The sequence below is a fragment of the Clostridia bacterium genome (genome assembly GCA_017394805.1).
In the GTDB taxonomy this organism is placed as follows: Bacteria; Bacillota; Clostridia; order Christensenellales; family CAG-1252; genus RUG14300.
The window spans coordinates 41916-65236 of record JAFPXC010000013.1 but is presented as its reverse complement, the minus strand read 5'-3'; the positions used below and the strand labels follow the sequence as shown (position 1 = coordinate 65236).

The 23321-nt window shown below is 46.0% G+C and carries 12 protein-coding genes and 2 tRNA genes; 4 read left to right on the top strand and 10 right to left on the bottom strand.

Annotated features, from left to right (window positions below; all coding sequences use genetic code 11):
- Window positions 1–148: 148 nt before the first annotated feature.
- Window positions 149–225: transfer RNA gene (locus II896_03405), tRNA-Pro, on the bottom strand.
- A 125-nt stretch (window positions 226–350) separates the two neighbouring features.
- On the opposite strand from II896_03405, the gene II896_03400 reads away from it, so the two are divergent.
- Window positions 351–1934 (top strand): MFS transporter, encoded by a 1584-nt coding sequence (locus II896_03400; GenBank protein MBQ4443693.1) that lies wholly within the window; start codon window positions 351–353, stop codon window positions 1932–1934.
- Window positions 1935–2097: 163 nt separating this feature from the next.
- Here II896_03400 and II896_03395 read toward each other — a convergent pair whose 3' ends face one another.
- On the bottom strand, window positions 2098–10638 hold the full coding sequence (locus II896_03395) for a leucine-rich repeat protein (protein ID MBQ4443692.1): 8541 nt from the start codon (window positions 10636–10638) through the stop codon (window positions 2098–2100).
- 172 nt (window positions 10639–10810) lie between these two features.
- Here II896_03395 and II896_03390 point away from each other — a divergent pair, with 172 nt between their 5' ends.
- Window positions 10811–11041, top strand: a complete 231-nt coding sequence (locus II896_03390) for a helix-turn-helix transcriptional regulator (protein ID MBQ4443691.1) — start codon at window positions 10811–10813, stop codon at window positions 11039–11041.
- A gap of 106 nt (window positions 11042–11147) precedes the next feature.
- Here the strand turns inward: II896_03390 and eno are convergent, their stop codons facing one another.
- The gene (gene eno, locus II896_03385) at window positions 11148–12443 is read right to left on the bottom strand and encodes a phosphopyruvate hydratase (GenBank protein ID MBQ4443690.1); all 1296 of its coding nucleotides are present in this window, start codon (window positions 12441–12443) and stop codon (window positions 11148–11150) included.
- 431 nt (window positions 12444–12874) lie between these two features.
- On the opposite strand from eno, the gene II896_03380 reads away from it, so the two are divergent.
- Window positions 12875–12951 (top strand) — tRNA-Arg (locus II896_03380).
- A gap of 465 nt (window positions 12952–13416) precedes the next feature.
- Here the strand turns inward: II896_03380 and II896_03375 are convergent.
- From II896_03375 to II896_03345, 7 genes are all read right to left on the bottom strand, one after another.
- The gene (locus tag II896_03375) at window positions 13417–13791 is read right to left on the bottom strand and encodes a hypothetical protein (protein ID MBQ4443689.1); all 375 of its coding nucleotides are present in this window, start codon (window positions 13789–13791) and stop codon (window positions 13417–13419) included.
- A 5-nt stretch (window positions 13792–13796) separates the two neighbouring features.
- Window positions 13797–14315, bottom strand: coding sequence for a hypothetical protein (locus tag II896_03370; protein MBQ4443688.1), 519 nt, complete (start codon window positions 14313–14315; stop codon window positions 13797–13799).
- Window positions 14316–14402: 87 nt separating this feature from the next.
- On the bottom strand, window positions 14403–17012 hold the full coding sequence (locus II896_03365) for a DEAD/DEAH box helicase family protein (protein MBQ4443687.1): 2610 nt from the start codon (window positions 17010–17012) through the stop codon (window positions 14403–14405).
- 11 nt (window positions 17013–17023) lie between these two features.
- On the bottom strand, window positions 17024–18643 hold the full coding sequence (locus II896_03360; GenBank protein MBQ4443686.1) for a site-specific DNA-methyltransferase: 1620 nt from the start codon (window positions 18641–18643) through the stop codon (window positions 17024–17026).
- The gene (locus II896_03355) at window positions 18644–18961 is read right to left on the bottom strand and encodes a hypothetical protein (GenBank protein ID MBQ4443685.1); all 318 of its coding nucleotides are present in this window, start codon (window positions 18959–18961) and stop codon (window positions 18644–18646) included. It abuts the gene before it with no gap.
- A 14-nt stretch (window positions 18962–18975) separates the two neighbouring features.
- Window positions 18976–20097 (bottom strand): DUF2971 domain-containing protein, encoded by a 1122-nt coding sequence (locus II896_03350; protein MBQ4443684.1) that lies wholly within the window; start codon window positions 20095–20097, stop codon window positions 18976–18978.
- Window positions 20098–20257: 160 nt separating this feature from the next.
- A complete protein-coding gene (locus II896_03345; GenBank protein ID MBQ4443683.1) occupies window positions 20258–21622 on the bottom strand; it encodes an ATP-binding protein in 1365 nt (454 codons plus the stop codon).
- A 445-nt stretch (window positions 21623–22067) separates the two neighbouring features.
- Here II896_03345 and II896_03340 point away from each other — a divergent pair, with 445 nt between their 5' ends.
- Window positions 22068–23114 carry a hypothetical protein gene (locus tag II896_03340; GenBank protein MBQ4443682.1) on the top strand — a complete coding sequence of 349 codons (1047 nt, stop codon included), beginning with the start codon at window positions 22068–22070 and terminating at the stop codon, window positions 23112–23114.
- Window positions 23115–23321: the final 207 nt, after the last annotated feature.

Below are 23321 nucleotides of genomic sequence, written 5' to 3'. Positions count from 1 at the left end.
GTATTCCGCCCTACGTATCCCCTTTTTCGGCGTCAACCGAACGATCGCATTATCTTCGCGGCCGGATCTCTCGGCATAGCGCAACATATCTTGCCCGATGGGCGAATAGAAAAAAAGTGTGATTTGATGCACAAATCACACTTTTCCTTGGTCTGGGTGAGAAGATTTGAACTTCCGACCTCTTGAACCCCATTCAAGCACGCTACCAAGCTGCGCTACACCCAGACGAGCATTGCTATTGTACTACAAAAACAATCTATCGTCAACTGTTTATTGCATTTTTTGCACGGCTTTTCACAAAAAAATCTTGCATTTTCCAAAAGTCGTGATACCATTAGTATAGGTAGATTATGAAACGAGCGCAACGGCAAAACGTACAATTAACCACGGCGCGGGCCATGATATACGGCGTGAGTATATGCGGTCTGCAACTTTTTGCTGGCTATATCAACGGATTCCAAACCCAATTCTACCGCGATATGTACTCGGGGATAGACGCCAATATCCTCTACGTGGTGGCGTTCGTCACCCTTGCCGCCAAGTTGATAAGTTGTTTTGCCGATCCCCTCATCGGCTCCCTCATTGACCGCAGCCACTTCAAACGGGGCAAAGTGCGCCCCTGGATAGGCATAGGCACCTTGCCCATCGCCCTCTTCACCACCGTCATCTTCATCTATATCCCCTTCGACCGCATTGGCGGAGGCGCGGGCAAATGGGTGATGTACGCCTACATTGCCTTGACGACGGTATGCTGGAATATCGCCTATTCCTTGGCCGATATCCCCGGACAGGGGCTGCTGCCTTTGCTCTCGCCCGACTCGCACGAGCGCAACAAAGCGGCGGGCATCACCAATACGCTCAAGAGCATTGCGGGCTCGGTGCCGGGGGTGTTCGTCACCTTCATTATGCTCATTTTGACGGCGGTCACCAACAAGAACAGTGACGATATAGGCTACGTACGTACCTACTATTTGACAACCGCTTTGGTGTTTTTCGTGCTGGGCGCGGGGCTGTATTCGCTCAACTTCTTCGTGACGAAAGAGCGCGTGCAAAGTTACTCGCACCATACGGTCACGGCCAAAGAAATGTTCGTGGAACTCAAACGCAACAAGTTGATGCGGCTACTGTTTATCTCGGCACTCATCGGCTTCTCGCGCGGTATGATGGGCACCATCGTCGTGCAGACGGGCGCCGTCCTCATCGGCAAGGTGTACGTGCCCGTGCTGTCCACGCTATTGGCGGGGGGCGAGCCGTTGGATCCCGCGTCCAACGCCACCTGGGTGGCGGGGCTTACCTCGGCGGTAACTTCTATGGTCAGTTTCGTCACCGTGCCCTTCATCAATAAGAAGTGGGGGGAGCGCAAGACATTTATCGTCTTCGCCCTGTACGGCTTCATCGTCGCCGCCGCCTGCACCGTCTTCTATTTCGCCCTGCCCGCGGGACACGCCATGCGTAGCGGTCTGCCCGCTCTCGTTATGCTGTGGACGATGAATTTCTTTATCGGCTATATGTACGGCACGCACGGCTACCTGCCTATGGTCATGACGGCGGATATCATTGACTACCAGGAGTGGAAGACGGGAGAGCGCCGCGAGGGCGTAGACTACGCCATATTGTCTATGGCCACCAAAATCTCTACGGCGTTGGCCGTGGGATTCGGCATATTGATGATCGCCATATCGGGCTACGTGGTGGGCTCTCCCATCACCCGCCGTATGCAGAATATCGTCTTCACCGCCTCGGTCACCCTGCCCGGCGTGGGGTGCTTGCTCTCTATGCTCCCCATTCTTCGCTACAAAATAGACGACAAAGTCAAGGAGCAAATGCACCGAGACCTCGCCCTCAGGCGCGCCCAAGCCGAAGAAACCGTGCCGTCGAGTGACGCCGCAGACGGCGCGACGGCGAACGCGTCGACGGACGACGCGGGCGATTGACGGTACCGAATACCCCCTATACGTATGAGGCAAAAAATATCCACGGCGGTGTGCCGTGGATATTTTTTTTGCGTTGCGCTCCGTTTTCAACGGAGCGTCCCGTAGGAACACTGCAATCGCTACGCTTCACGAAGCGAGTTTCCCATCCTTTCAAACGGGGGAACTATTCCTGCACCGCGGGCCACATCCGGATCGCCCCATTGACATAGTGCCAATAGTTTTTATCGGGATCCAAATCGGTCGGCTCATCCTCGCTGTAATAGCAGGTTTCTATCGTTTTGTAACTCAGAGCGGCCATATCCTTGTTCCATTGACTGTTCCAGTCCGCACCGTTTTCGGAGGCCATACAGTAAATGGTCAAGTGCGTGTTCCAACTGCCGATATCGTCGGCAAATACGGACGAACCGATAGTCGTAACGGATTGGGGAATAATGATCGTATTCAACGCATCCGTATCGGAGAATGCACCGTAGTCGATCTGTATCAAGCCTTCGTTGAGCGCGACACTTGACAGATTTCTACAATAATAGAAAGCACGTTGACCGATACGTTCCACATGGACGGGTATCGTGACCTCGGTCAAACCACCGCATCTATAAAACGCGTAATCGGGGATATATTTCACGTTGGGCCCGAATTCCACCGACGTAATGGCGCAACAACGGAAAATGCTCCCCTTCGTCGTACCGTCAGTACCGATGGCGCCATCGACGTCGCCCGAGAGCACTACGGATTGCAAAGATGCGGGTATACCGTACACATACGGCGTATAGATAGTCGTGGTCTTGCCGTCGATCTTCTCGCTACGCGAAGTATAATAGGATACATTGTCGGCACGGATACAAGCCGCTTCGGTCGATTCTTCTCCTACGGTATATCCGAAGATATATCCGAAAACTTGGTCGTAGCCCTCGGATGCCGTCATCGACTTGCCCGCGAAGGGAAGCGTCATCGATGCCAAAGACGAACACCCGCTGAACGCACCGTTTCCTATCTCGGTCACGGTGGCGGGAATGGTGACGGCGGTCAACTCAGTATGTCCCGCGAACGCATATTCGCCGATCACGGTGATATCATCGGGGATCGTCAACTCCGTCGTATCGGTACCTCTGTACGCAAGAAGTATCACGTCATCTCCGACGAAATCGCGGATGAATCCGCCTTCGGTTGAAGGATATTCCACCAGATAGCCGTAGATTGCGGCGTCGTTTTTGTTATCATTCCATTTTCCGGACCCCCATTTAATCTGCGCATAATGTTCTATACCGCCCGAATTGTTCGGCTCGCCGTCATCCCAATTGTTATATTCAAAATACTCTCCGTTCACCCAACGCCAGTTGCCTGCGGTCCCTTCGTCCGTCGCGCCGATCCAAAGGCTAATTTCAAGCGCCTGAATAAGGGGCAGCAACGACCCGTTTTCTTTGGAAGACGTGATGGAGGCAAGGTAGCCTTTCTTCTCCTCGGCGGCGGCTTTTGCATTCTGCCAGGTTATCGGCGAATCCGATCCCTCTTTGACGATAGTGTATCGTTTCTGCCCAGACTCATAGATATCTATCGTCAATTTCTGTTGAAGGTCACGGAAAGGCGTAAGATTCGAGCCAAAAGCGATATTAGGATTCCGTATGGAAATCGACATAAGGCCACTGCAACCAAAGAACGTACTATCCCCGAGGGAGGTAAACCCTTCTCCCAGCGTCAAGTTCTTAATCATCGTACAACGTTCGAACGCGCCGTAATAGGTCACACCGGCGACGATGGTGACGGATGTCAAACTTTTGGGAATATATCTATCACCACCCCAGTCGGAACCGGTATAATACGAATCAACCCGCTCGAATTTATCTCTTGCATTATATTGAGACGTCACTGAGGCACCATCCTTGTTGTAAAACTTTTGTTCAAAATACCCTTCTTCGCCAAAGATATAATCAAACAAATGCGATTTGTCGTTTGCCAACGCGAATTTCTTTCCACCGACGAACGGGATCGTCATCTCTTCAAGCCCCGCACAGCCGCAGAAAGCCGCCTCGCCGATTTCAATCATATTCGCGCCGATTCCATCGGCCCATGTAACCGATTTTATGGTATATCTGTTGCCAAAGGCTTTCTTTCCGATCGTTTGCAAAGACGCAGGCAAACTTAAGTAGATCGGCGTAGTGTTCTCCGACCATGTAAAGATTTCAAATGCCTGATCGCCGATCGTCTCTACACCTTCGGGGATACGGATTTCTGTTAACTCCGCACAATCCCAGAACGCGTCATAAGGAATGGCCGTTATACCTGTCGGCAAAGAGACTGTTTGTAACCGATAGCATCGAATAAACGCACCTACGGGCAATTCGCAAACACTATTCAAAATCACATTAATTGTTGCATTTGGTACCCAGTATCTCCACTCACTCGAACCGTCGTTGATGATCTTCGAATCATACGTATATGCGTTCGTATATTCCGACATGTTTTCATCATCGGGGGCAGCCATATTGAAGATAGCGCCAAAGAGAGAGTACTTGCCGCTTCGGGTATTGCGCTCCGTGCCGACAAAAGGCAGGGTGATGGTCGTTATTCCTTTGCACCCCGCAAACGCCTCTATGCCGATGCTATCCACGCCGGAGGGAACAGTCACCGTCGTCAAATCCTGGTTGTCTTTGAAGCAACGCTCGCCGATAGACTTGGTATTAGCGGGCAATGTAAGTTCACCGCTTAACTTGCATCCCGCAAACGCCTCTACGCCGATGATGAGTTCATTCTCATTGTCACCCCAGTCGATCCTTTCCACCCCCGAGCAACCACTGAAAGCCGCCTCGCCGATGGACACCAACGTGTCGGGGAGCTTGACCTGCGAAAGCCCGGTACAACCCTTAAAGGCAGACGCACCGATGGATGTGACGCCTTCCAGAATAAGATTGCCGAAGCCGAGACTCTTATTGTTCTGGAATGCACCGGATCCAATCGCACCGTCTCGCACAATCAAACTTGTCAATTTAGAAAATGCCAGCGTATTAGCGGGCACATCACCGACCACTTTGAGCGTGCGCATCGTAGACCGTTGCAATGACCACATAACGGAAGCGGGAATATGGGCTTCGCGGACAGGACAATCCTTAAACGGACTATTGTTAAAACCAGAGAACAACACATTGTAAGCGCTTGCCGTTGCGATATCTTTGGCGATCACCCACTCGCCTTCAACGAGCGTCAATATATCCACTCGGTCTAATTGCGAGCAAGACGCAAAGGCTTTGTCGCCGATTGCGATACAGCACTCGGGCTCAACGTGAATGATCAACGTGCGTAATTCATTGTTGTTGGCAAACGCTTCGTCTCGTATCGCCACCACCGGCTTGCCCATATAGGACGAGGGGATGACCAGCGTCCCATCGGTCAGCGTGGCACTGCCGATCCCGCGGACGACACACACCTCGTCCGTCTCGTCGAACAACAGTCCGAGCGTTGCTCCGCACTCGCAATTGCCATTGTACCCCAAGTGCATACCATAGTTGGCCGAGCCGCCCACTGTACCTCGATGGGAACGATAATCCGCCTCCGTCGCGTCTCGCCTCTTGGGATCGCATTGCGGACAGGATAGTTCCATCTTAGCCCAGTGATTGCAACTCCCGGTGCCATCCATCACGTGCATATACGCACCGCCGTGTTGTGTGGCCGCGATGGCCTCTTCCGCGCTTTCCCATGAAGTGGCGTCTTCCAACTCACCGTCCTGAATCTTAAAGTACGTATCGCACTTCGAGCAATAAGCATATAGATAGCCTTGTACGAGGTCTCCGTTCGCGTCGAAGTGGCAGTGCTCGTTTACAACCTCATACCCTTCATGGGCATACGCATACAATGTAACCATTTCCGTTAGCGTATGGCCCTCATCCACGATGATCGGCTCCCCTTGTATATGGACGCCGCCTTCTTCCCGACTATAAAAAGCGGTTCCGCATCCCATCGTGCATACATGATAATCCATGTGGCCATCAGAGGTACAGGTGGGTTCCACTCTTTCGACGTACGCCATTTCATGCCCAATCATCGGAATGGTGCGGACAGCCGTCTCATTGCAGACAGTACATTTCTCGATCCTACTCCCCTCTTGCATACAAGTAGGCTCCATCTCGATGTGATCTTCCACGAAATGATGGCCGAAAGCCGCCTTGGTTTCGAAGTTCAGTTGTTGTCCGCAGACCGAACATACCGATTTCGTATATCCGTCTTCGGTACAGGTTGGCGCTTTACCCTCGGTAACGCTCGTATGCCCTTTGGGTGCAGTCGTAGCCAACCGTTCGGAGACGGCGCAACGACGGCAGGTATGGAACGAATACCCGCTTTCCTCGCAAGTGGACTCCACTATTTCGGTATCCGCCCAGTCGTGTCCCAACGGATCGATGACCACACTCTCCGTCCGCGGACACAACGTACACACGCGCTGTCCCGTGCCTTCTTCCAAACAGGTCGGTTCGGTCAGTACGGTGACGGTAGCCCACACGTGCTCGTGATCGCTCTGGTCACGGCAGGGTATCTTACGCTCGTACACACTGTCGCAACGCGAACACTGTTTAATCTCCAGTCCCTCTTCCGTATACGTAGGCTCCAGGTAGGATACGACCACACTCCAGTCGTGCCCCAACGCCGCCGACAATATGACGCCGCAACGAGAGCAGGTATCCGGCCTCGTACAGGTGGCTCCGCCGCTCAGATGGCCCAAAGCAGGGCTGTCTTCGTACTCACGGACGCCGCACGAGACACATTCCTTGTAAATAACGCCGTCCTGCTCGCAACTCGGCTCTCGCTCCACCACACGGCCCGTCCAATTATGGCCGGTAGCCGGCAGCACCATCTCGCCGCCGACATCGCCGCAGCCATATATACAGACCTTACGTTGCAATCCATCCTCGGTGCAAGTCGGGGCAAGCACGACGAACCAGTCGCCGTAGTTGTGCGGGACAACGGGGCGTGTGGCGCGCAAATGCGCCTCACAACGAATACAGGTGTACTCGACCTCGCCTTCCTCCATACACGTTTCCTCTTTGATGTAATGCCAGGACGCACCGTTCTTGATCGAATCGGCATAGTCCATGTGGCCTAACGGCGGGATCGTCACAATTTCTTCGTAATCACATATCAGACAGTATTTGCGAGTGTGCCCTTCTCCTGTACACGTCGCCTCATTCAGCGTCGTTTCCACCTCGGTATGTCCATTAGGCTCACAAATCGTTTTTTTGCATACGGTGCAATGTACCCCGTCCGTACACGTCGGCTCCGTACGATCCAAGGTGTGTCCGGTGGGCAATATCGACCGCGTGGTCAACACGCGATTACACATAGTGCAACAAATATACTCACGGCCTTGCGAAGTGCAAGACGAGGCTTCTATCACAGTCCACTCGGCAGCGGGTGTATGCCCTTTCGCCGGTATTACGGTCTGCGCAACGAGAATCTCGCCGCAGCGGGAACATTGCGTTCCGCTGCTCAGTCCGTCCGAAATGCACGTGGCGTTTTGCGCGGCCAACTCATAGTGGGCGTGGCCCAATGCGGGCAAGACCTCTCGACTGTCGATCTCGACGCGAGGAGTAGCGTCCGTAAACATTTTGCGACACCTCATACACCGTACGGCGCTTTGCAATCCCGTCTCGGTACACGAGGCGGGCTCTTCCGCCAGATACATCAGCGCGTGTTCGGCGCAATTGAGCGCACAAATTACTTTTACTTGTATTGTAGGCAATTGCACCGAAGGTGAAGGCGCTTTGTCGTCGAATTTTGCCCATTTTTTATTCTTTGCCTCTATTCGTATGGTCAGCACGTCTTCAAAGGTCTCACCATACGGTGCGCCTCGCTTGATTTGCAATACCCGTTGTGTGCGATCGGACCGTCCGTCTACGGATATCTCAACGATTTCGAACCAAGAACCGAGATCGCTCAACATCAAGGTAACGTCGTATATATCGCTATTCCACAGATCAAGCGTCTCCGTTCCCTCGGAAAACGATGGCAATGACATCGTCTTGACGCCCATTAATTGCAGGTCTCCATCCAACGTGAACTGCCGCTTGTTCTCATTGCCTAAAACAAGTACCTCTTCTATATCGTATTGATAGCCGTATATTACCTTGTTGTTACCCATGCGTAACAACGGTATTTTGCCATTGCACAGACTGTTCTTTCCCGTCAACCATAACACACGCCATCTTATCCCAACGTCGTAGTATATACCCAGTTCGAAGTATGCCGCCGCATAGTTATCTCCGTCTATAGATACATGCAATATACCGGACAATTCCGCATATACGCCCAACTCGCCGTAAATACCGACACCGATGGAGCCCAAAGGCGTACTGACCGACAATTCTACGCCGACGCCGAGCTTTACTTCAACTTTTCCCGTCAACGTAAGCGACTGGGATTTTGTCTCGGATTCGCGTTCGTATATGGTATGAAATCCGTCGGTGACCGATATACGCGCGCCGCTCACGGTATGCTTCACAACATGATGTTCATAATGCAACGTCGCTTCGAACTTGAAGGACATATGGATATAGAACTTAAGGTTGAAGGTCAAGATGTAATTATACGTTAGACGGCCCAACTCCTTGTCTGAACTGAGCGTAGAGCCTTCTCCTTCCGTTGCCTTGCCTAATATATTGCGAATTTCGCCGACCGTATCTCCATAATCACGATAACTCATGGCCGCGGCAAAATTCTGATTCAATTCTTCCGTGGCGACCAGGTCGGTGTATTTGCCATCTTCGAGATACTTCTTCTTCTCTTTGGCCATACACGTACCACACGGATAATAGCCGTCGCGTTCCAGTTCGGTCAATGTCTTATCGGAATAGATTTTGTTGGACTCGAGCATCTGTTTAATGTGCCAGCATCCCTCTTTGTGAATGCACCCCGTGGCGGCATTGATGAGGAACATACTGCTTTGCGTAGTTGCGGAATACGTTACTTTGATATCGAAAGTAAATGTAGTATCTTCATCTTGAATATACCTTATTTCGAATCCTTTCTTTATGCCAGCCGTTTTGATCCAAGAAAACTGCAACCCGATGGCAATCTTCTCTTTCAATTCGAATTTGATCTCCACTTTGCCGCCCGCTTTGCCGAACTGCCCTTCCTTCTTGCCGAAATCTATATTCAACTCTCCAATTATCGTCAAAATCAACGCGTAATCTTTAATTTCAACTTTGGGCGTTATTTTCAAATTGTCCAAAAAAGACTTTGTGCTCTGCACTGAAGCATATCCGTTATCTTTTGCGTATTTGTCCACAGCCAATTGCGCCGAAGCCAAGAAAGAATGAAACTCCTCGTTTTCGTACAACGCAAGTTTCGCGTTTTCGATCAACGTGGGATCGTCGGGACTGAAGTACTTTTCCATCTCCACTTCGGTCTCCTGATACACGTCAAGTTCGGCAAACACGTCGCTCTCGTCCGCCATCTCCAATTCGACGAATATCAAGGGATACTCGGCAACACCGGACACCTTATTTAGATAATCGGGATTGATGGTATCACCCAAATATCGAATGTCCTTTACCCTGCCGAAAACGGTCTGTTCACTAATCTGATCAATAGATATGCGCCTATCCGAAGCGCGCACGATCCCGCCGCCGAATCCCACGATATCGCCGACCTTTAACGTCTTTTTGACGCCATTTCGTCTATACTCGATGTTCCCCGTAATGAAACCGCCGGGGACCTCATTATACTGTGAAGCAATTTCTTCGTCTTCGACGAACGAATTATAATAATCACGCATCGTTAAACCGTCGCCGATGCGCTCCAGAATCCACCCGTCCACATTGCTCCCGTTGGCATTCGGGTTGCCCTTATAGGAATATATAACTACTTTCTCATCAAGTACAATATTCGTGTGCGGCGTGTTATCTATTGAAAAAGCCATTTCGCCGACGCCTTGTTCCGCATCTAAAGTTGCGTCATCTTCAAAGGGGTCCGACGCCATTGCCAGATTGCTGTTATGTATTTTCGTAAACTCTTTCAGTATCGAAACGTTACCGTCCGCTTTGGCGAGATACGCACCGCTCGGATCGTAGTTTGAGTTGGGGTGTACGACGTACAAATTGCCGTTGATATTATCTATCTGGCCCAAGCCCTTGTTCGCATAGCTCTCGTAGCCTGCAACGACGGAACCTTCTTCCGTTAGGTAGTACTCATCGTATATGTTTAGGTGCTCTCGGATATATGTATCGGCCTCTTTTTCGGGACAATACACGACGACGGAAAAATCACCGCTGCAATGTAGCAATTCATTCTCGTCAGACATACTTGCCGAGACCTGTTGCGTCTTTTCCGCAAACACCGCGCGTAGCACGGTATTCGAGTTAATACTGAACGTAAACGATACGTCCGTGCCTAACAGGAAATAATCATCCGAATACCAGCCCGTAAAATAAAAGCCTTCTTTGGGATAGGCTACCACCGTGACTATGCCATTCGCGTCAAATGTTTTTTCAGCCAGATTCGTGCTGCCGCCATTGGTTGACAGTACTTGCAATTTGTATTGCGTCGGCGTTGGCACAACGGTATTTTCCGTTCCGCTTTCGGTACTTCCCTGCCCCGGGTCGACTACGGGGGCGTTGGGGGTATTGGTCTTCGTGTGCTTACAACCGACGAACATTACCGTTGCGAACAACAGAGCGATGACGCACAGAACTACAAGACAACAACTCTTTTTCCGTTTCATTTTTTCTCTCCTTTGTTGATCTACCGATATGGTTTTCACTGATATTACGCCAAAATGCATAACCGAACGTTAATTATGAACGAGCGCAGATGTAATGGTATACATATTTAGATTACGCCACTTTGTGATGTATGTCAAGAATGAATACACCACAAAATGATATATTTATAGTATGAGTACGGCCAAACACATCGGGAATAATCTCAAGGAAGCGCGTAAAGCAAGCGGCATGACGCAAAAGCAAGTGGCCACTGTTCTTTTTATGACGCAACAACAGTATTCTCGTTTTGAAACAGGTGTATTCGAATTGAATTATGACCAGATTCTGAGGCTGTGCAAATTATACGATATTACGCCAAATGATCTTTTCTGTATTCCATCCGAATTAAACATAGACAATTGAAATCGCAAAAAATATCCACGGCGAGGTGCCGTGGATATTTTTGAATTCGTTGAATGCTTGTCGGAAAGCGCCTCGGAAGAGGGCTCGTCGACGAAGGCTGAACCGATTAGAACTTGCGGTTGGCGAAAGCCTTGAGGCCGAGATAGACGGCTTCGTCGCCCAACTCTTCTTCGATGCGGAGGAGTTGATTGTACTTGGCCATACGGTCGGTACGGGAGGCCGAACCGGTCTTGATTTGGCCGGCGTTGACAGCCACGGCGAGGTCGGCGATGGTGACGTCCTCGGTCTCGCCCGAACGGTGAGACACCATGCAGGTGTAGCCGTTGGTCTGCGCCAAACGAATGGCGTCCATGGTCTCGGTGAGGGTGCCGATTTGGTTGACCTTGATGAGCACGGAGTTGGCGGTGTCGTTGATGATGCCCTTCTTGACGAACTCGGGGTTGGTGACGAAGAGATCGTCGCCGACCAACTGGATCTTCTTGCCCAAGCGCTCGGTGAGTTTCTTCCAACCCGCCCAATCGCTCTCGGCCAAACCGTCCTCGATGGTGATGATGGGATAATCCTTGACCATATCTTCGAGCATAGCGATCATTTCGTCGGTGGTCTTCTTGCCCTCGCCCGACTTCTTGAGGTTGTACATACCGTCACCCTCGTAGAACTCGCTCGAAGCCACGTCCATACCGAGGAAGATCTGCTCGCCCAACTTGTAGCCGGCTTTCTCTACGGCCTCGGCGATGAGCGCCAAAGGCTCTTTGTTGCCGTGCGCGCAGGAAGGAGCGAAACCGCCTTCGTCGCCGACGCCCGTCTCGTAGCCCTTGGATTTGACCACTTTCTTGAGGGCGTGGAAGCACTCGACGCCCGCTCTCAACGCCTCGCGGAAGGTGTCAAAGCCCGCGGGGATGATGAAGAACTCCTGGAAGTCCACGGTGGACTCGGCGTGTGCGCCGCCGTTGATGACGTTCATGCAGGGGGTGGGAATGACCTTGGCGTTGGTGCCGCCGATATAGCGATAGAGAGGCATACCGAGGGACGCGGCCGCCGCGTGTGCCACGGCCAAACTGACGCCCAAGATGGCGTTGGCGCCCAAGTTCTTCTTGAAGGGGGTGCCGTCCAATTTGAGCATCGTGTTGTCCACCAACACTTGGTCGGTCGCTTCCAGACCGATGACGGCGGGAGCCAACACTTTGTTGACGTTGTCCACGGCCTTCAAGGTGCCTTTGCCGAGATAACGACCTTTGTCGCCGTCGCGGAGTTCCAACGCTTCGCTTTCACCGGTGGAGGCGCCGCTGGGCACGATGGCGCGACCTTTCACGCCGTTGTCCAACAACACTTCGACTTCCACGGTGGGATTGCCACGGCTGTCCAAAACTTCTCTTCCATGCACGTTTACGATTTTTGCCATAAAAATATTCTCCTTATAAAAGATTTTCGTATTGTGCCCGAGACTCGCTCGGTCATATCCATTTTATACCAAAGCGTGCCATTAGTCAATCACTATTTTATGCGCCCTATATTTTTTATTACCATGTCTTCGCGCTAACGCGCGTATTCGTTCGCGCGTGCGCCGCGCCGAAGCCGTCTTTCGCGTCCATTCCCCCTATTTTTGTCCCTTTGCCCCTCATTTAGTAGACAATTCCGCCCAAATGTACTACAATACACTTGCGCGCGTTCGTGTACCTCAGTTGGATAGAGCGGCCGCCTCCTAAGGGAGCGCTCTATCCGCTGTAAACGGAAAATATATAGCAAAATATGCTCAGAAATGCGTGTTTTGCGGTAAAATGTAAATAGTAAAACAAAATCGGTATAAAAACCGGTATAAAAAATTAAAAAAATGTTCCCGTAGCGTAATAGGATAACGCAACCGCCTCCTAAGCGGTAGACTGTGGGTTCGATTCCCGCCGGGAACGCCAAACAAGACAGGTCAGCCTTCTGGTTGACTTGTTTTTATAAAATGATGCTAAACAGGCTATTTTGATAGAAAATATAAGGTTATTTTTCAAACTTTTTTATCCTTCTACCTAAAAGGGCTAAATTTGAAGAATAATTAAGTCCCTAAGTTAATTTTTTCTCTCTACTTAAAAGGGTTAAAAATTGCAATAATTCAAGGTTGCGCCCGAAACTTTTTTTGTCCCTCTATAATAAAGGGGCAAAAAATAGCATTTAAGGGGTTACAAATTTAAAATTTATTAAAATTTTTTAGACGAAAAGAAAGTGCCTCGTTTTGAGACACTCTCCTATTTCGCTTAACTCTTACTCGTTCTACTTTTATACGACCGCCGCGACTTCGTCCGTTACTTCCAATTCTTCTTTATGCCCATCGGCAAAGGTGTATAAGATGGTTTTCACAATAAATAGTCTTTATTAGGCAAATTATATTAGCTTATTTGTTTAACAACACACTCCGTCGATATTTCTTTTAAAGGCTTTCTTATTTGTCTTGGATTTTCTATTTCTTCAATTTGAGATCCCAAAAGTGACGTGTAGCCTCCTTTTTGGATTATTCTTTTTGTTGCACTGCTTTCATACAAATCAGATTCTAGAGTCGTCATTTTGTCTTGAACATGTTTCGCTACAGCTTCTCCACATACAATCTCCAAATTTCCTAAACTTTCGTTCGTATCCGGATCTTTCATTTCTTCTCCTATTTTATAGACCAAAAATCTATCGCCCTTCTTCACTCCAGCTTTTATGCCTTTATTAATAACGACTTGATACTCATCAATAATTTTAATTACTTTTGCAATAATCATTTTTATCACTCCTTATCTTGTAATATTTGTTTAGTCACATACGGTTTAATTTTAATACATTTTCTATGATCTTGATTTAAAAATTTTAGTTTCTCTTGTGCATTTTCATTTTTTGATCTCTCATAAAACCTTATTTGTCTGTATTGCTTGTCATTAATAGTTTCTATAAATCCAACTCCTAAAATTGTTTCAATGCTATCTTCATCTGCTTGAAAAACTATTGTTACTAAAGCTCCTTGCCCATATAATTCATTTGGCTCAACTATAAAAACAGGATCAGCATCTTCAAAATATATTGTTTTTACTGCTGGAAGTCTGTACATCTCTGTTTTGGGGTTCTTTAATAACGCATAAACTATTATTATAATCAAATAACATATTAAAAGTATGATAAATACAATCCATAATGGAACTAGTGTTTTAGCATCAAAAATCCAACATAACAAATTAATAATTAATCCAATAACTATTGTACACCCACCAGTTAATGCTATATTTATTCGTTTAAAAAAAGGTCTTTTCATACATTCTCCTTAATCATTATTTCTATATAAATTAATACATATTAATCTCACTCCATAGATTTAATCATTGAGTTCTTCGCTCAAGTATCACAGTTCCTTCATTATCCTAAGGAAAGCGTCCAGTGCCGTAGCGTCGGGATTGCTGGCAATAGGTTCGGCACTTACCATATAGTAGCGATATTTCGCACCGGCTAAATCTTGCCATTTCTTGCCGAGTTCCGCCTTGGCGCGGCTGTCGTCGTTGGACGTTAAGTGCTCTCCTTTCGTTTCGATCATAACGATCTTTCCGCTATTGGTCATAACCATAAAGTCGGGATAATGGTTGAGATAGCCGTTGATATAGAACTCCATTCTCTCCATATTTCTGTGCCACCACTTAACGTTTGGCAAAGAAGCGACTTTTTCTATCACTTTCAACTCAAATCCGTTTACTTCTTGCTCTTCGGCATACAAAGATTTATCCAACGCGCCGAAAGGTTTCCCGGGGTTGATCTCTCTGCTCAAACGAAACGACGGCAAGCATTCTACCGTACCCGTTTCAATCAAAAGTTTAAATCGTTGTACGCGATATTCGTCTATCAAACGTTCGATTTTAGCACGGATCTTCATTGCATATCCGTACAAATTCTTTTCCATCGCGGCGAGTTCATCACCGTTCATATTTTCAACAATGCGATCAATATACGCCGTCAAATCACTACTGGCAACACAATCTATCTTTTCCAAAATACCTTTTATAGTGCCTTTACACGTTCTTACACGGCTTTCAGGCGGCATATTTTTGAGCATACCCTTAAAGTATTCGCTTTCCGTATCCGACATCTGCCTGTATTTTGGTTTTTCGTTCTTCTGAACGTCGACTTCCACGACGGACTCAAGCGCCGCGCTGAAATCAATGGTTGCGTCCTTATCTTTCAAAGTGAAACCATTCGTCAGTTCTTCTTTAGTAAGCAAATCTTTGTGGTCGGGATCGTCAAGTGTAAACAGACTTGGCAATCCTTTGATAAAGAATTGCGGGATCTCAAGAGATAATGCTTCATCTTTGAATTGTTCATACATGCGGTAGGTAGTCACTTTACTTCTCACCTCCAAAGGTAAATTGCCGGCAGGCTCTTCCGTCGCCTGTTTCATCGCTTCGTCATAAGCGTCACTGCTTGCTTCTGCACCGGAAAGCATGGTGTCAATAGCCGACGTCGTTTCCGTTGTGTTCTTACGTTCTTCCATAATACTCTTAAGAGCGTCGTCGTCAAACTGCAAGAACTCCTCTTCGTTGCTATTATCGTCAAGTTGCATTTGCGTTTGAACAAGCTCCGGCGCAGGTGCGACAGCCGGCATTTCTTCGGCAATACGATATTCCTTTTCACTAAAGCCCGCGTCGTTCAAACCCTTAATAATCTTTGTGATCGTAGTATGAAAGTCGTTAGAACACGTCAAAACGTAAGACAAATTCAAAAACTTACTTTCGTTTTGTTGTGTATAAGGCAACCTTAGAACACGTCCCAAAATCTGTTCCACGTCCACAGTCGAAGTCTTATTCGCGAGCGTTGCAAGGATATACGCAAACGGACAGTCCCAACCTTCTTTCAATGCGTTAACCGTGATTATATACTTGATTTTGCAATCGGGCGATTGCAAATCTACGTTTTTGAGTTCGTTTATGTCCGCCGTCTTGATTGCGATCTCTTCTTCGGGTATACCGTTATCGACTAGGCGTTTCTTTAACTTTTCAAACGTCTCTACGTTTTCCGCTTGCTTGGGTTGCGCTTGAAACAATACGATAGGTCGGATATACCTCCCGTCCGTTTTCGTTTGCGCCAACTCGTCCAACTTGTTTCGCAAATCCAACGCGTCGGCGATCACTTCTTCTTGCGAAGGGCGGTTGTAGACAATAACAGGCAACTTGACCATATTTTCTGCCTTTAACTGCGCCGCATCCACGTAAGAAATGATATTGCTGTTTGCGCGCGGCGTCGCCGTCAGATCGAGAATAAAACTCGGATTGAGATTTTTAAGCATCTCAATACTGAGATCACCCGTCGTGTGATGGCTTTCGTCCACGATTACAACTGGAGAAAGTTGGTTGAACACTTGAATAAGCGCGGTTTCGTCCACGTTGTCGATCAAAGTGTCGGGGGTTTCGATAAACTTTGCGAATGGTTGAAGGTTGCCGTTCTCTTGATATACTTTTCTGCCTTCTTTATTGCGAATGCGGAAGCTATCAAAACTCATCACGACGATGCAAAGTTGCTCGTTTAAAGTCGTAGGATTGAACTGTTGCCCGTCCAAAACTTGTTGCTTGCTATATACCTGTACGCGCCCGTTAAAATGTGCTTCTATTTTTTGGCGGTATGGGTGCGACGGATCGGAAAGGTTTTTTAGCGTTTGCGTTAAAATGGCTTCCGACGGCACAAGCCAAACGACCAACTTTGCTTTCTTGCTCGGCAAGTTGTCAAAAATGGTTTTCAGCGCATTGCACGCCAAAAAGGTTTTGCCACCGCCTGTTGGCACTTTGAAACAAACGTGTGGCGTGTTTTCTATCGTGTTCTTATAAGGCGGAATCGCACCGAATCCGACGTGAACGTTTTTCTCCGCCCAAAACTCTGTATAGGCACCCGAAACGCTGTTGGTCGTATTCAACAGTTCACAATAGCGATTGAGATCGTTTATTACATCTCTTTGAAATCTTTTCAGTTCCATAAAAGCACCTCTTACAGTTTCTTAATGTCTCGCGGAATCTTCTTAAAAACAATTCCGTTTTTATCGAGTGTTTCTTTTGGCAAAGCGCAAATGTCCGCATAAATAAGGTATCCGCTTGCTTTCGTTTTCACCGTTGAAAGAAACTCTCTGTTCAGCGTTGTGGGCTTGTCTTTTTCGTAATAGAAATAGTACGCCGTATCATTGGCTTTGCCCATATAATAGCGATTATCGTCTGCGCCTACTTCGAGTGGCAGTTTCGTTTCCATATAATAGACGTATTTGCGGATCTCGTCTTCACCAACTTCTTCATTCAAGTTTTTGTCTTCTTTGAAAAGTGGTTCGCCGAGTTCATAATAACTGAAGTCACCGCCGAGCCCCGCAACCGCCTTGTTGCCCTCGCCATAACCGGCTATTACGCGCTTAACACGTTCGGCAGTGATGGTTTCGGCATAATCCATCATTTCCACAAGGATGAACTTCCTGTTGCCGCCATCCTGCTTATTCAAATCCAAAACAGCGTGTGCTGTGGTTCCGGAACCGGCAAAAGAATCAAGGATAATAGCATCTTTCTTATCTACAAACTGGATAAGATACTCTATTAAAGATTTGTCCTTAGGATAGTCAAAGACTTTCTTCCCGAAAATCGCTATTTGTTCTTTTCCAGCTTCTTCAGTTGTGGATACTCCAACTGTATCATCTATAAGGTTAGGCGGCACTTCTGCATCATAATTTGCTCTTTTGTAAGATAAAACCAATTGTTTCGACAAGTTTATTCTTGTATTGTTGCGGATGTTTTCTTCCAATGTTTCCTGTACCCATATAAATCTGTTCTCAAACCGAACCGCATTTGTATTAACGCCATTCTCAATTACAAGATCATCCAACAGCTTATTGGGAAATTTTGCCGTCCCATATATTCCTGCTTTTATCGTCCCATCGTTGCCTTTATAATGAATTGAACCAACAGGAAAGGTTAGGATTTTATATGAATTCTGCGGTTTTGTAAAAGGATCATCGCTTGCGCTATTTTTTTGAACTCCAGAAAACTTTAACGAATTTTTTTCTTTTTCATAGCATAACACATACTCTAAATTCCTTTTAATTTTATATGATAAATTTGGCGGTGTTGCAGATTTGTACCACATATATTGACCAACGAAACAATTTGGCCCGAAGATCTCATCACATATTTTCTTTAGATTGTATAATTCATTCTCATCTATTGAAATGAAAATACGCCCGTATGGGGATAACAGTTTTTGTAAAAGTTTCAGCCTTGGATACATCATACAAAGCCATTTATCATGGCGAGACAAGTCTTCTCCTTCATCTCCAACCACTTCTCCGAGCCACTTCTTGATATGCGGATCATCCACATTATCATTGTAAACCCATCTTTGATTGTTGTTTGTGCTGTGAGCCGTGTTATATGGTGGATCAATGTAAATACAATCGATTTGCCCCTCATACTGCGGAAGAAGAGATTTTAGCGCGAGCAAATTATCTCCGTGAATAATCATATTCTCGGACGACTCGGCATTGTATGTGTATTTTTTATCAAGAATCCGATACGGCACTTCTTGATGATGGTTTATGACTTTATCTTTTCCTATCCATTCCAGCGTCGGCATTTATTTATCCTCCGTCACCTTTTTGCCCGTTTCTACCTCGATATACGCCAATACAGCTTGACGCAACATAGTGATTATCTTTCTTCTTGCCCAGTAATTCGTTACATTTTCAAAAGGAATATCCCCATAGTGAAGTTTGTATTTTGCTCTCTCAACGGCTATAAACGGTAAGTATTCAATCTTATCCGCTATTTCATGATAAACCTTATTGGAATGTGCCCTAAACTTATTGGTATCATTCAATATCTCATCCATCTTGTTCAAGTCATCCTTTGCATCTTTCAAGTCTTTAATAGTCTTAATATCTTTTTCATCCATAGACGTCGTCTCCATCATCTCGAATATATCTCATAAATATGCTTAGTTCCAATATAATTAAGTTTCCGTATGTAAACGCCCCAGTTTCTTTCTTTTGCTAGGTCCAACAACTTTTTACCATTATCGGTATCAAGCATTGAATTTTCAATATATATTGCGCTTATTAAATCTGCATAGAGTTTATTCTCTGTGTTGCAAAGGAATAATCGCCACTCTTTCTCGTCTTCCCATTTCTCTTGCTTGGTTAGTAGTTGTGCAATCTTTGTTCTATTGGATTCCGCAAGTAATGCTTTGTCCTTATATCCGCCAAGAAAGTATTGAATATCGGGGACAAAAGAGAATCTTTCCTTCGTATCACTATAAAGAACTTTGCAGAAGTTCATAAATAGCCGTCTTTTTTCTATCGGAAGATTCAACACTTTCTTGAAGTCATATTCGATACAAAACCCTTTATTGTTTGTATAATACGCCCACATCGTATCCAAATCGTAGCATTCCGAGACACAAAACACATACGACATCTCTCTAAACTTTCTATTGATTGTTAAATAGTTGTCGCAGATTTTCTTTAACACGTCCTCATTTTTTATTAAATAGGTTTTGACAAAATCGTCAATTTTATCAAGTGTTGAATTGCACTCTTGCTCCGTACAACCAAAACTTAAAAACACTTTTTTTGCTTCTTCTCTATTGAGTTCTCCTGTTTCAAGATCATAACAAGCAATCGCCATTCGGAATAATGCCGTTTGCAATTGATCCCAACCAAATACCAAATCCCCGGATTCTTGTATCTTCCTAAACAACCATATAAATACTTCTATGGGATGTGAAAGAAGGTATTGTTTGACGTCCTCAATGTCCTTTTCAGGGTCAAAGTTGATAGTTGTATCAACGTCGTCATTAAGAGTTGTTGCTTGAGCCAGCCAAATATATCCTTTTTCGAGCGTGTCGTAGGCGTAATCGAAGTCTTGTCCTTCACCCTTACGATACTTATAGTACTTCCCGTCATTTGGCAAGCATTTCAAAAGACGGCGCAAAACCCGATCAACATCCGTTTCCGAATATTCATCGAGATTATTTGCGCCGGTCATTTCTTCAAAATGCTCGTTATATAATGTCTCTATCTCTTTTGCCATTCGTTTTTATCCTTTAGATTTCCTATCCTATTTTACCACTTTTCGTCGGAAAAATCAATGCCACCGTAGACCTACTGTGAATAATATCGTATCCTTTTTACTTTGTAAATCGTCATCTGTCCCAATATGGGTACACCTCGACTTATTCGTTTCGGAATGATCATTTTTTATCATTTAAGTCCGAGAAATCGGAGTTAAATATAACTTCATGCGGAAGTTCTTTTCTCAATAAGCACATAAGCATATAAATGGGGAAATAGGTGATCTTATCACGAACTTCGACGTTTCCATTGCAAAAAACGTATCCTTCGTCGATCGCATATTCGGGTAGTTCCAACACGTTGTCCATAGCATTGTGACGATAATAATCTTTGCCCGATTTGATCTCGATGGGTAAAACCTTGCCGTCCTTCTCGATAATGAAATCTATTTCGCCGAACTTCTTGCTATTGTAGTAGTATAGCGGATACCCGTGCGCGGTCAGTTCTTGAGCGGCGACGTTTTCGTAGATGGATCCGAAATTCATCGTCGTCTCGTGCTGTAAGATTTTCAGTTGAATATCCCCACCGTATTGCGCCGCGAGTAATCCTACGTCGTTGGAGAACAGCTTAAAAAGATTCTGCGACTTGGAAAGAAGCAGGGGCACTATCGGCTCGTCCACTACGTTTGCGGGAAGCGCGACGCCTGCGTTCTTCAGCCATAAAAAACTATCGTAATACTTATCAAACCGCGCCTTTTCGTTCAAGTTCTTTAAGATAAAACGTTTGTTTTTCGAGTTCAATTCACTGGGGATCAAGTCGAATATATCATTCAGATACAGGCGGCTTTTCTCGTCGTATTTGGAAACGTCGTGCTTATAAAGTTTGATGATTGAAGTCTGTTCATCCGCCACTTTGCGAAGATTTTTCGTTGCCAAATAGGTAGACACGGCGGCAGGCATTCCCCCGACTATCAAGTACAACTCGAAAAGAGACAGCATCCGCTCGTGAATAAACGCGTCCACCGGTGTTTTTTGCTCAAACGCTTTTCTCAAAGAATCAATAACGTTCTTCCCGACGCCGTTCGCCCAAGCGAATTCCTCAAAGTCCAAAGGATACATCTCCATAATATCCATATACCCGACGGGAGCGGAAACGATATCCTTAAAAATAGTGCCGAACAACGAACCGCTGAGAATGTAGTCGTACGTTCCATCTTGAACCAAATACTTGATTTGCGTGACCAATTCTTTGCATTCTTGCGCTTCGTCGAAGATGATCATCGTTTCGCCGGGGATCATCTTATCGCCAAAAAGCGCCGACATACGCAAAAGGATCTCTTCCGCACCTTCCGCTTTTGCAAAGATTGAAGCATAATCGGGATTCTCAATGAAATCGACCCTTATTACACTTTTATAGTGGGATTTCGCAAATTCATTGACGATATACGACTTGCCCACCTGCCGCGCCCCAATAATCATGAGCGCTTTATGCGGCTTGTTTTTGTAGAAGTCTTCTATCTTTTTTGAGATTTTACGTTGAAGCATATTCAACCTCCCTTATACATCTTCGCCCACATTATAGCATAAATACAATGGGAAATCAATATCAAAATAACACTTTTCCACGAATTATTTTGTTGAAAAACACATTTTTCCATTGCGATTAACGTTCCATAAATCAGCCGCACTTGACAAAAACTAAGGCCTTATGATAAGATATTTGTACATAAGGCTTGCGGGGATACGTCTTGCCCCGCATTCGCCTATAAACACGGCAGAGTAGATAATAGTGCTAAAACAAAAGGCTGATAAGCAGTATTGCCGCACGCTTGCGTCCCGCAATTATTGTATTATCGCAAGAAGTCGGTTTGCGGATTGCTATTACCGAATCTGAGTATGGTTAGCGTGGTGTTGTCTTATGTAAAACGCTTGATAATCAATCGAGCAGAGGCATTCTCTGATGGGAATGCCTCAGTTTTTAGAGAAAGGTATGAAAAGAGAAAGAACAAAACGGTTTATGAATCAAGAACTATATCGGGCAATGGATGACTATTATGTCAACGATGCTCCCGAAAACGAAATAGCAAAGAAGAATGCGATTTTAGCAAAATACGGGATAAGTGACCCATATTCCGACACACGTTTTTACGGTGTGTTTATTTTCGGCAAAGACAGACGCATAAAAATAGATCCGATTCGCTATGATAAAAGAATAGGCTTGGGTGAGCAACAAAAAGAAATAATGGATAAAAGAAAGACTCATTACTTTTATCCGACCAAAAGGTATTATACGGATTATAATTGCAATATTTTCAGGAGCGAAATTGCAGAAATCAAAAGCAAATGGAAAAATGAACACAAACCCATTGTTGACGCCGCAATCGCCAAGATCAAGTCGAAAAAATACACGCCCGGGGACGATTATAAACTTATGTGTGGGATCAGCGGCCCCGGAGCCGCAAATGCTCGTGCTCAATGGGCAACTATGATGGCAGAGCATGAAGCCGAACACAAACGTTTTGGACTCAAAACAAGTATGTATGCCCAGTTCTTTCATTTAATGGTTTCCAGAATAGAGGCAATCACGGTATATGTTTTAACTCAAAATGGATACGAAAAAGACAGATTCGATAGAAGTGCATTGTACACATTTAAAGGAAATACGCAGGAATCCATATCCAAGCTTGCTGGATTCAAAGATTACGATAAAATGTATTGCATTTGGAATTTCATTAAACACAATAGCCTTTCTACATATAGCACTCTTTATAGCAACTATCCTGAGGTCTTGAAAAATAAAGCTCAGTATGCACAAGGCGATTTAGCGATTTACTTTGTTGACCTGAACGAACAACTCATTCTTAGTCTGTTGGATGGTATTGCTTTATTCTTCGACGAGTACTGCAAACTTATCTTCAACGAGGATATTGAATCAGCTAATTGGAATTACGACCAATACTTTCTCGATTGTGTCAACGATGAAATCGAAAATTTCACTAATCCGCTGGGATTGGATATGTTTGATGATATAGATTAAAGCAGATATTGGTATAAAATCGGTATATAAAAGACATAAAAGTTGTTTTGAAAAGCGAAACTTGTTTGATAAAACGCAAAATAACAGGCGTTTTTGCTCGCATAAAGCGGCTTAAAACGTAAGATATTTGACGAAAATCAACGTTTTATATCGTTTTCAAAATCAAGGATTTCTCCTAAGGCGGGTGTCGGGGGTTCGACTCCCTTC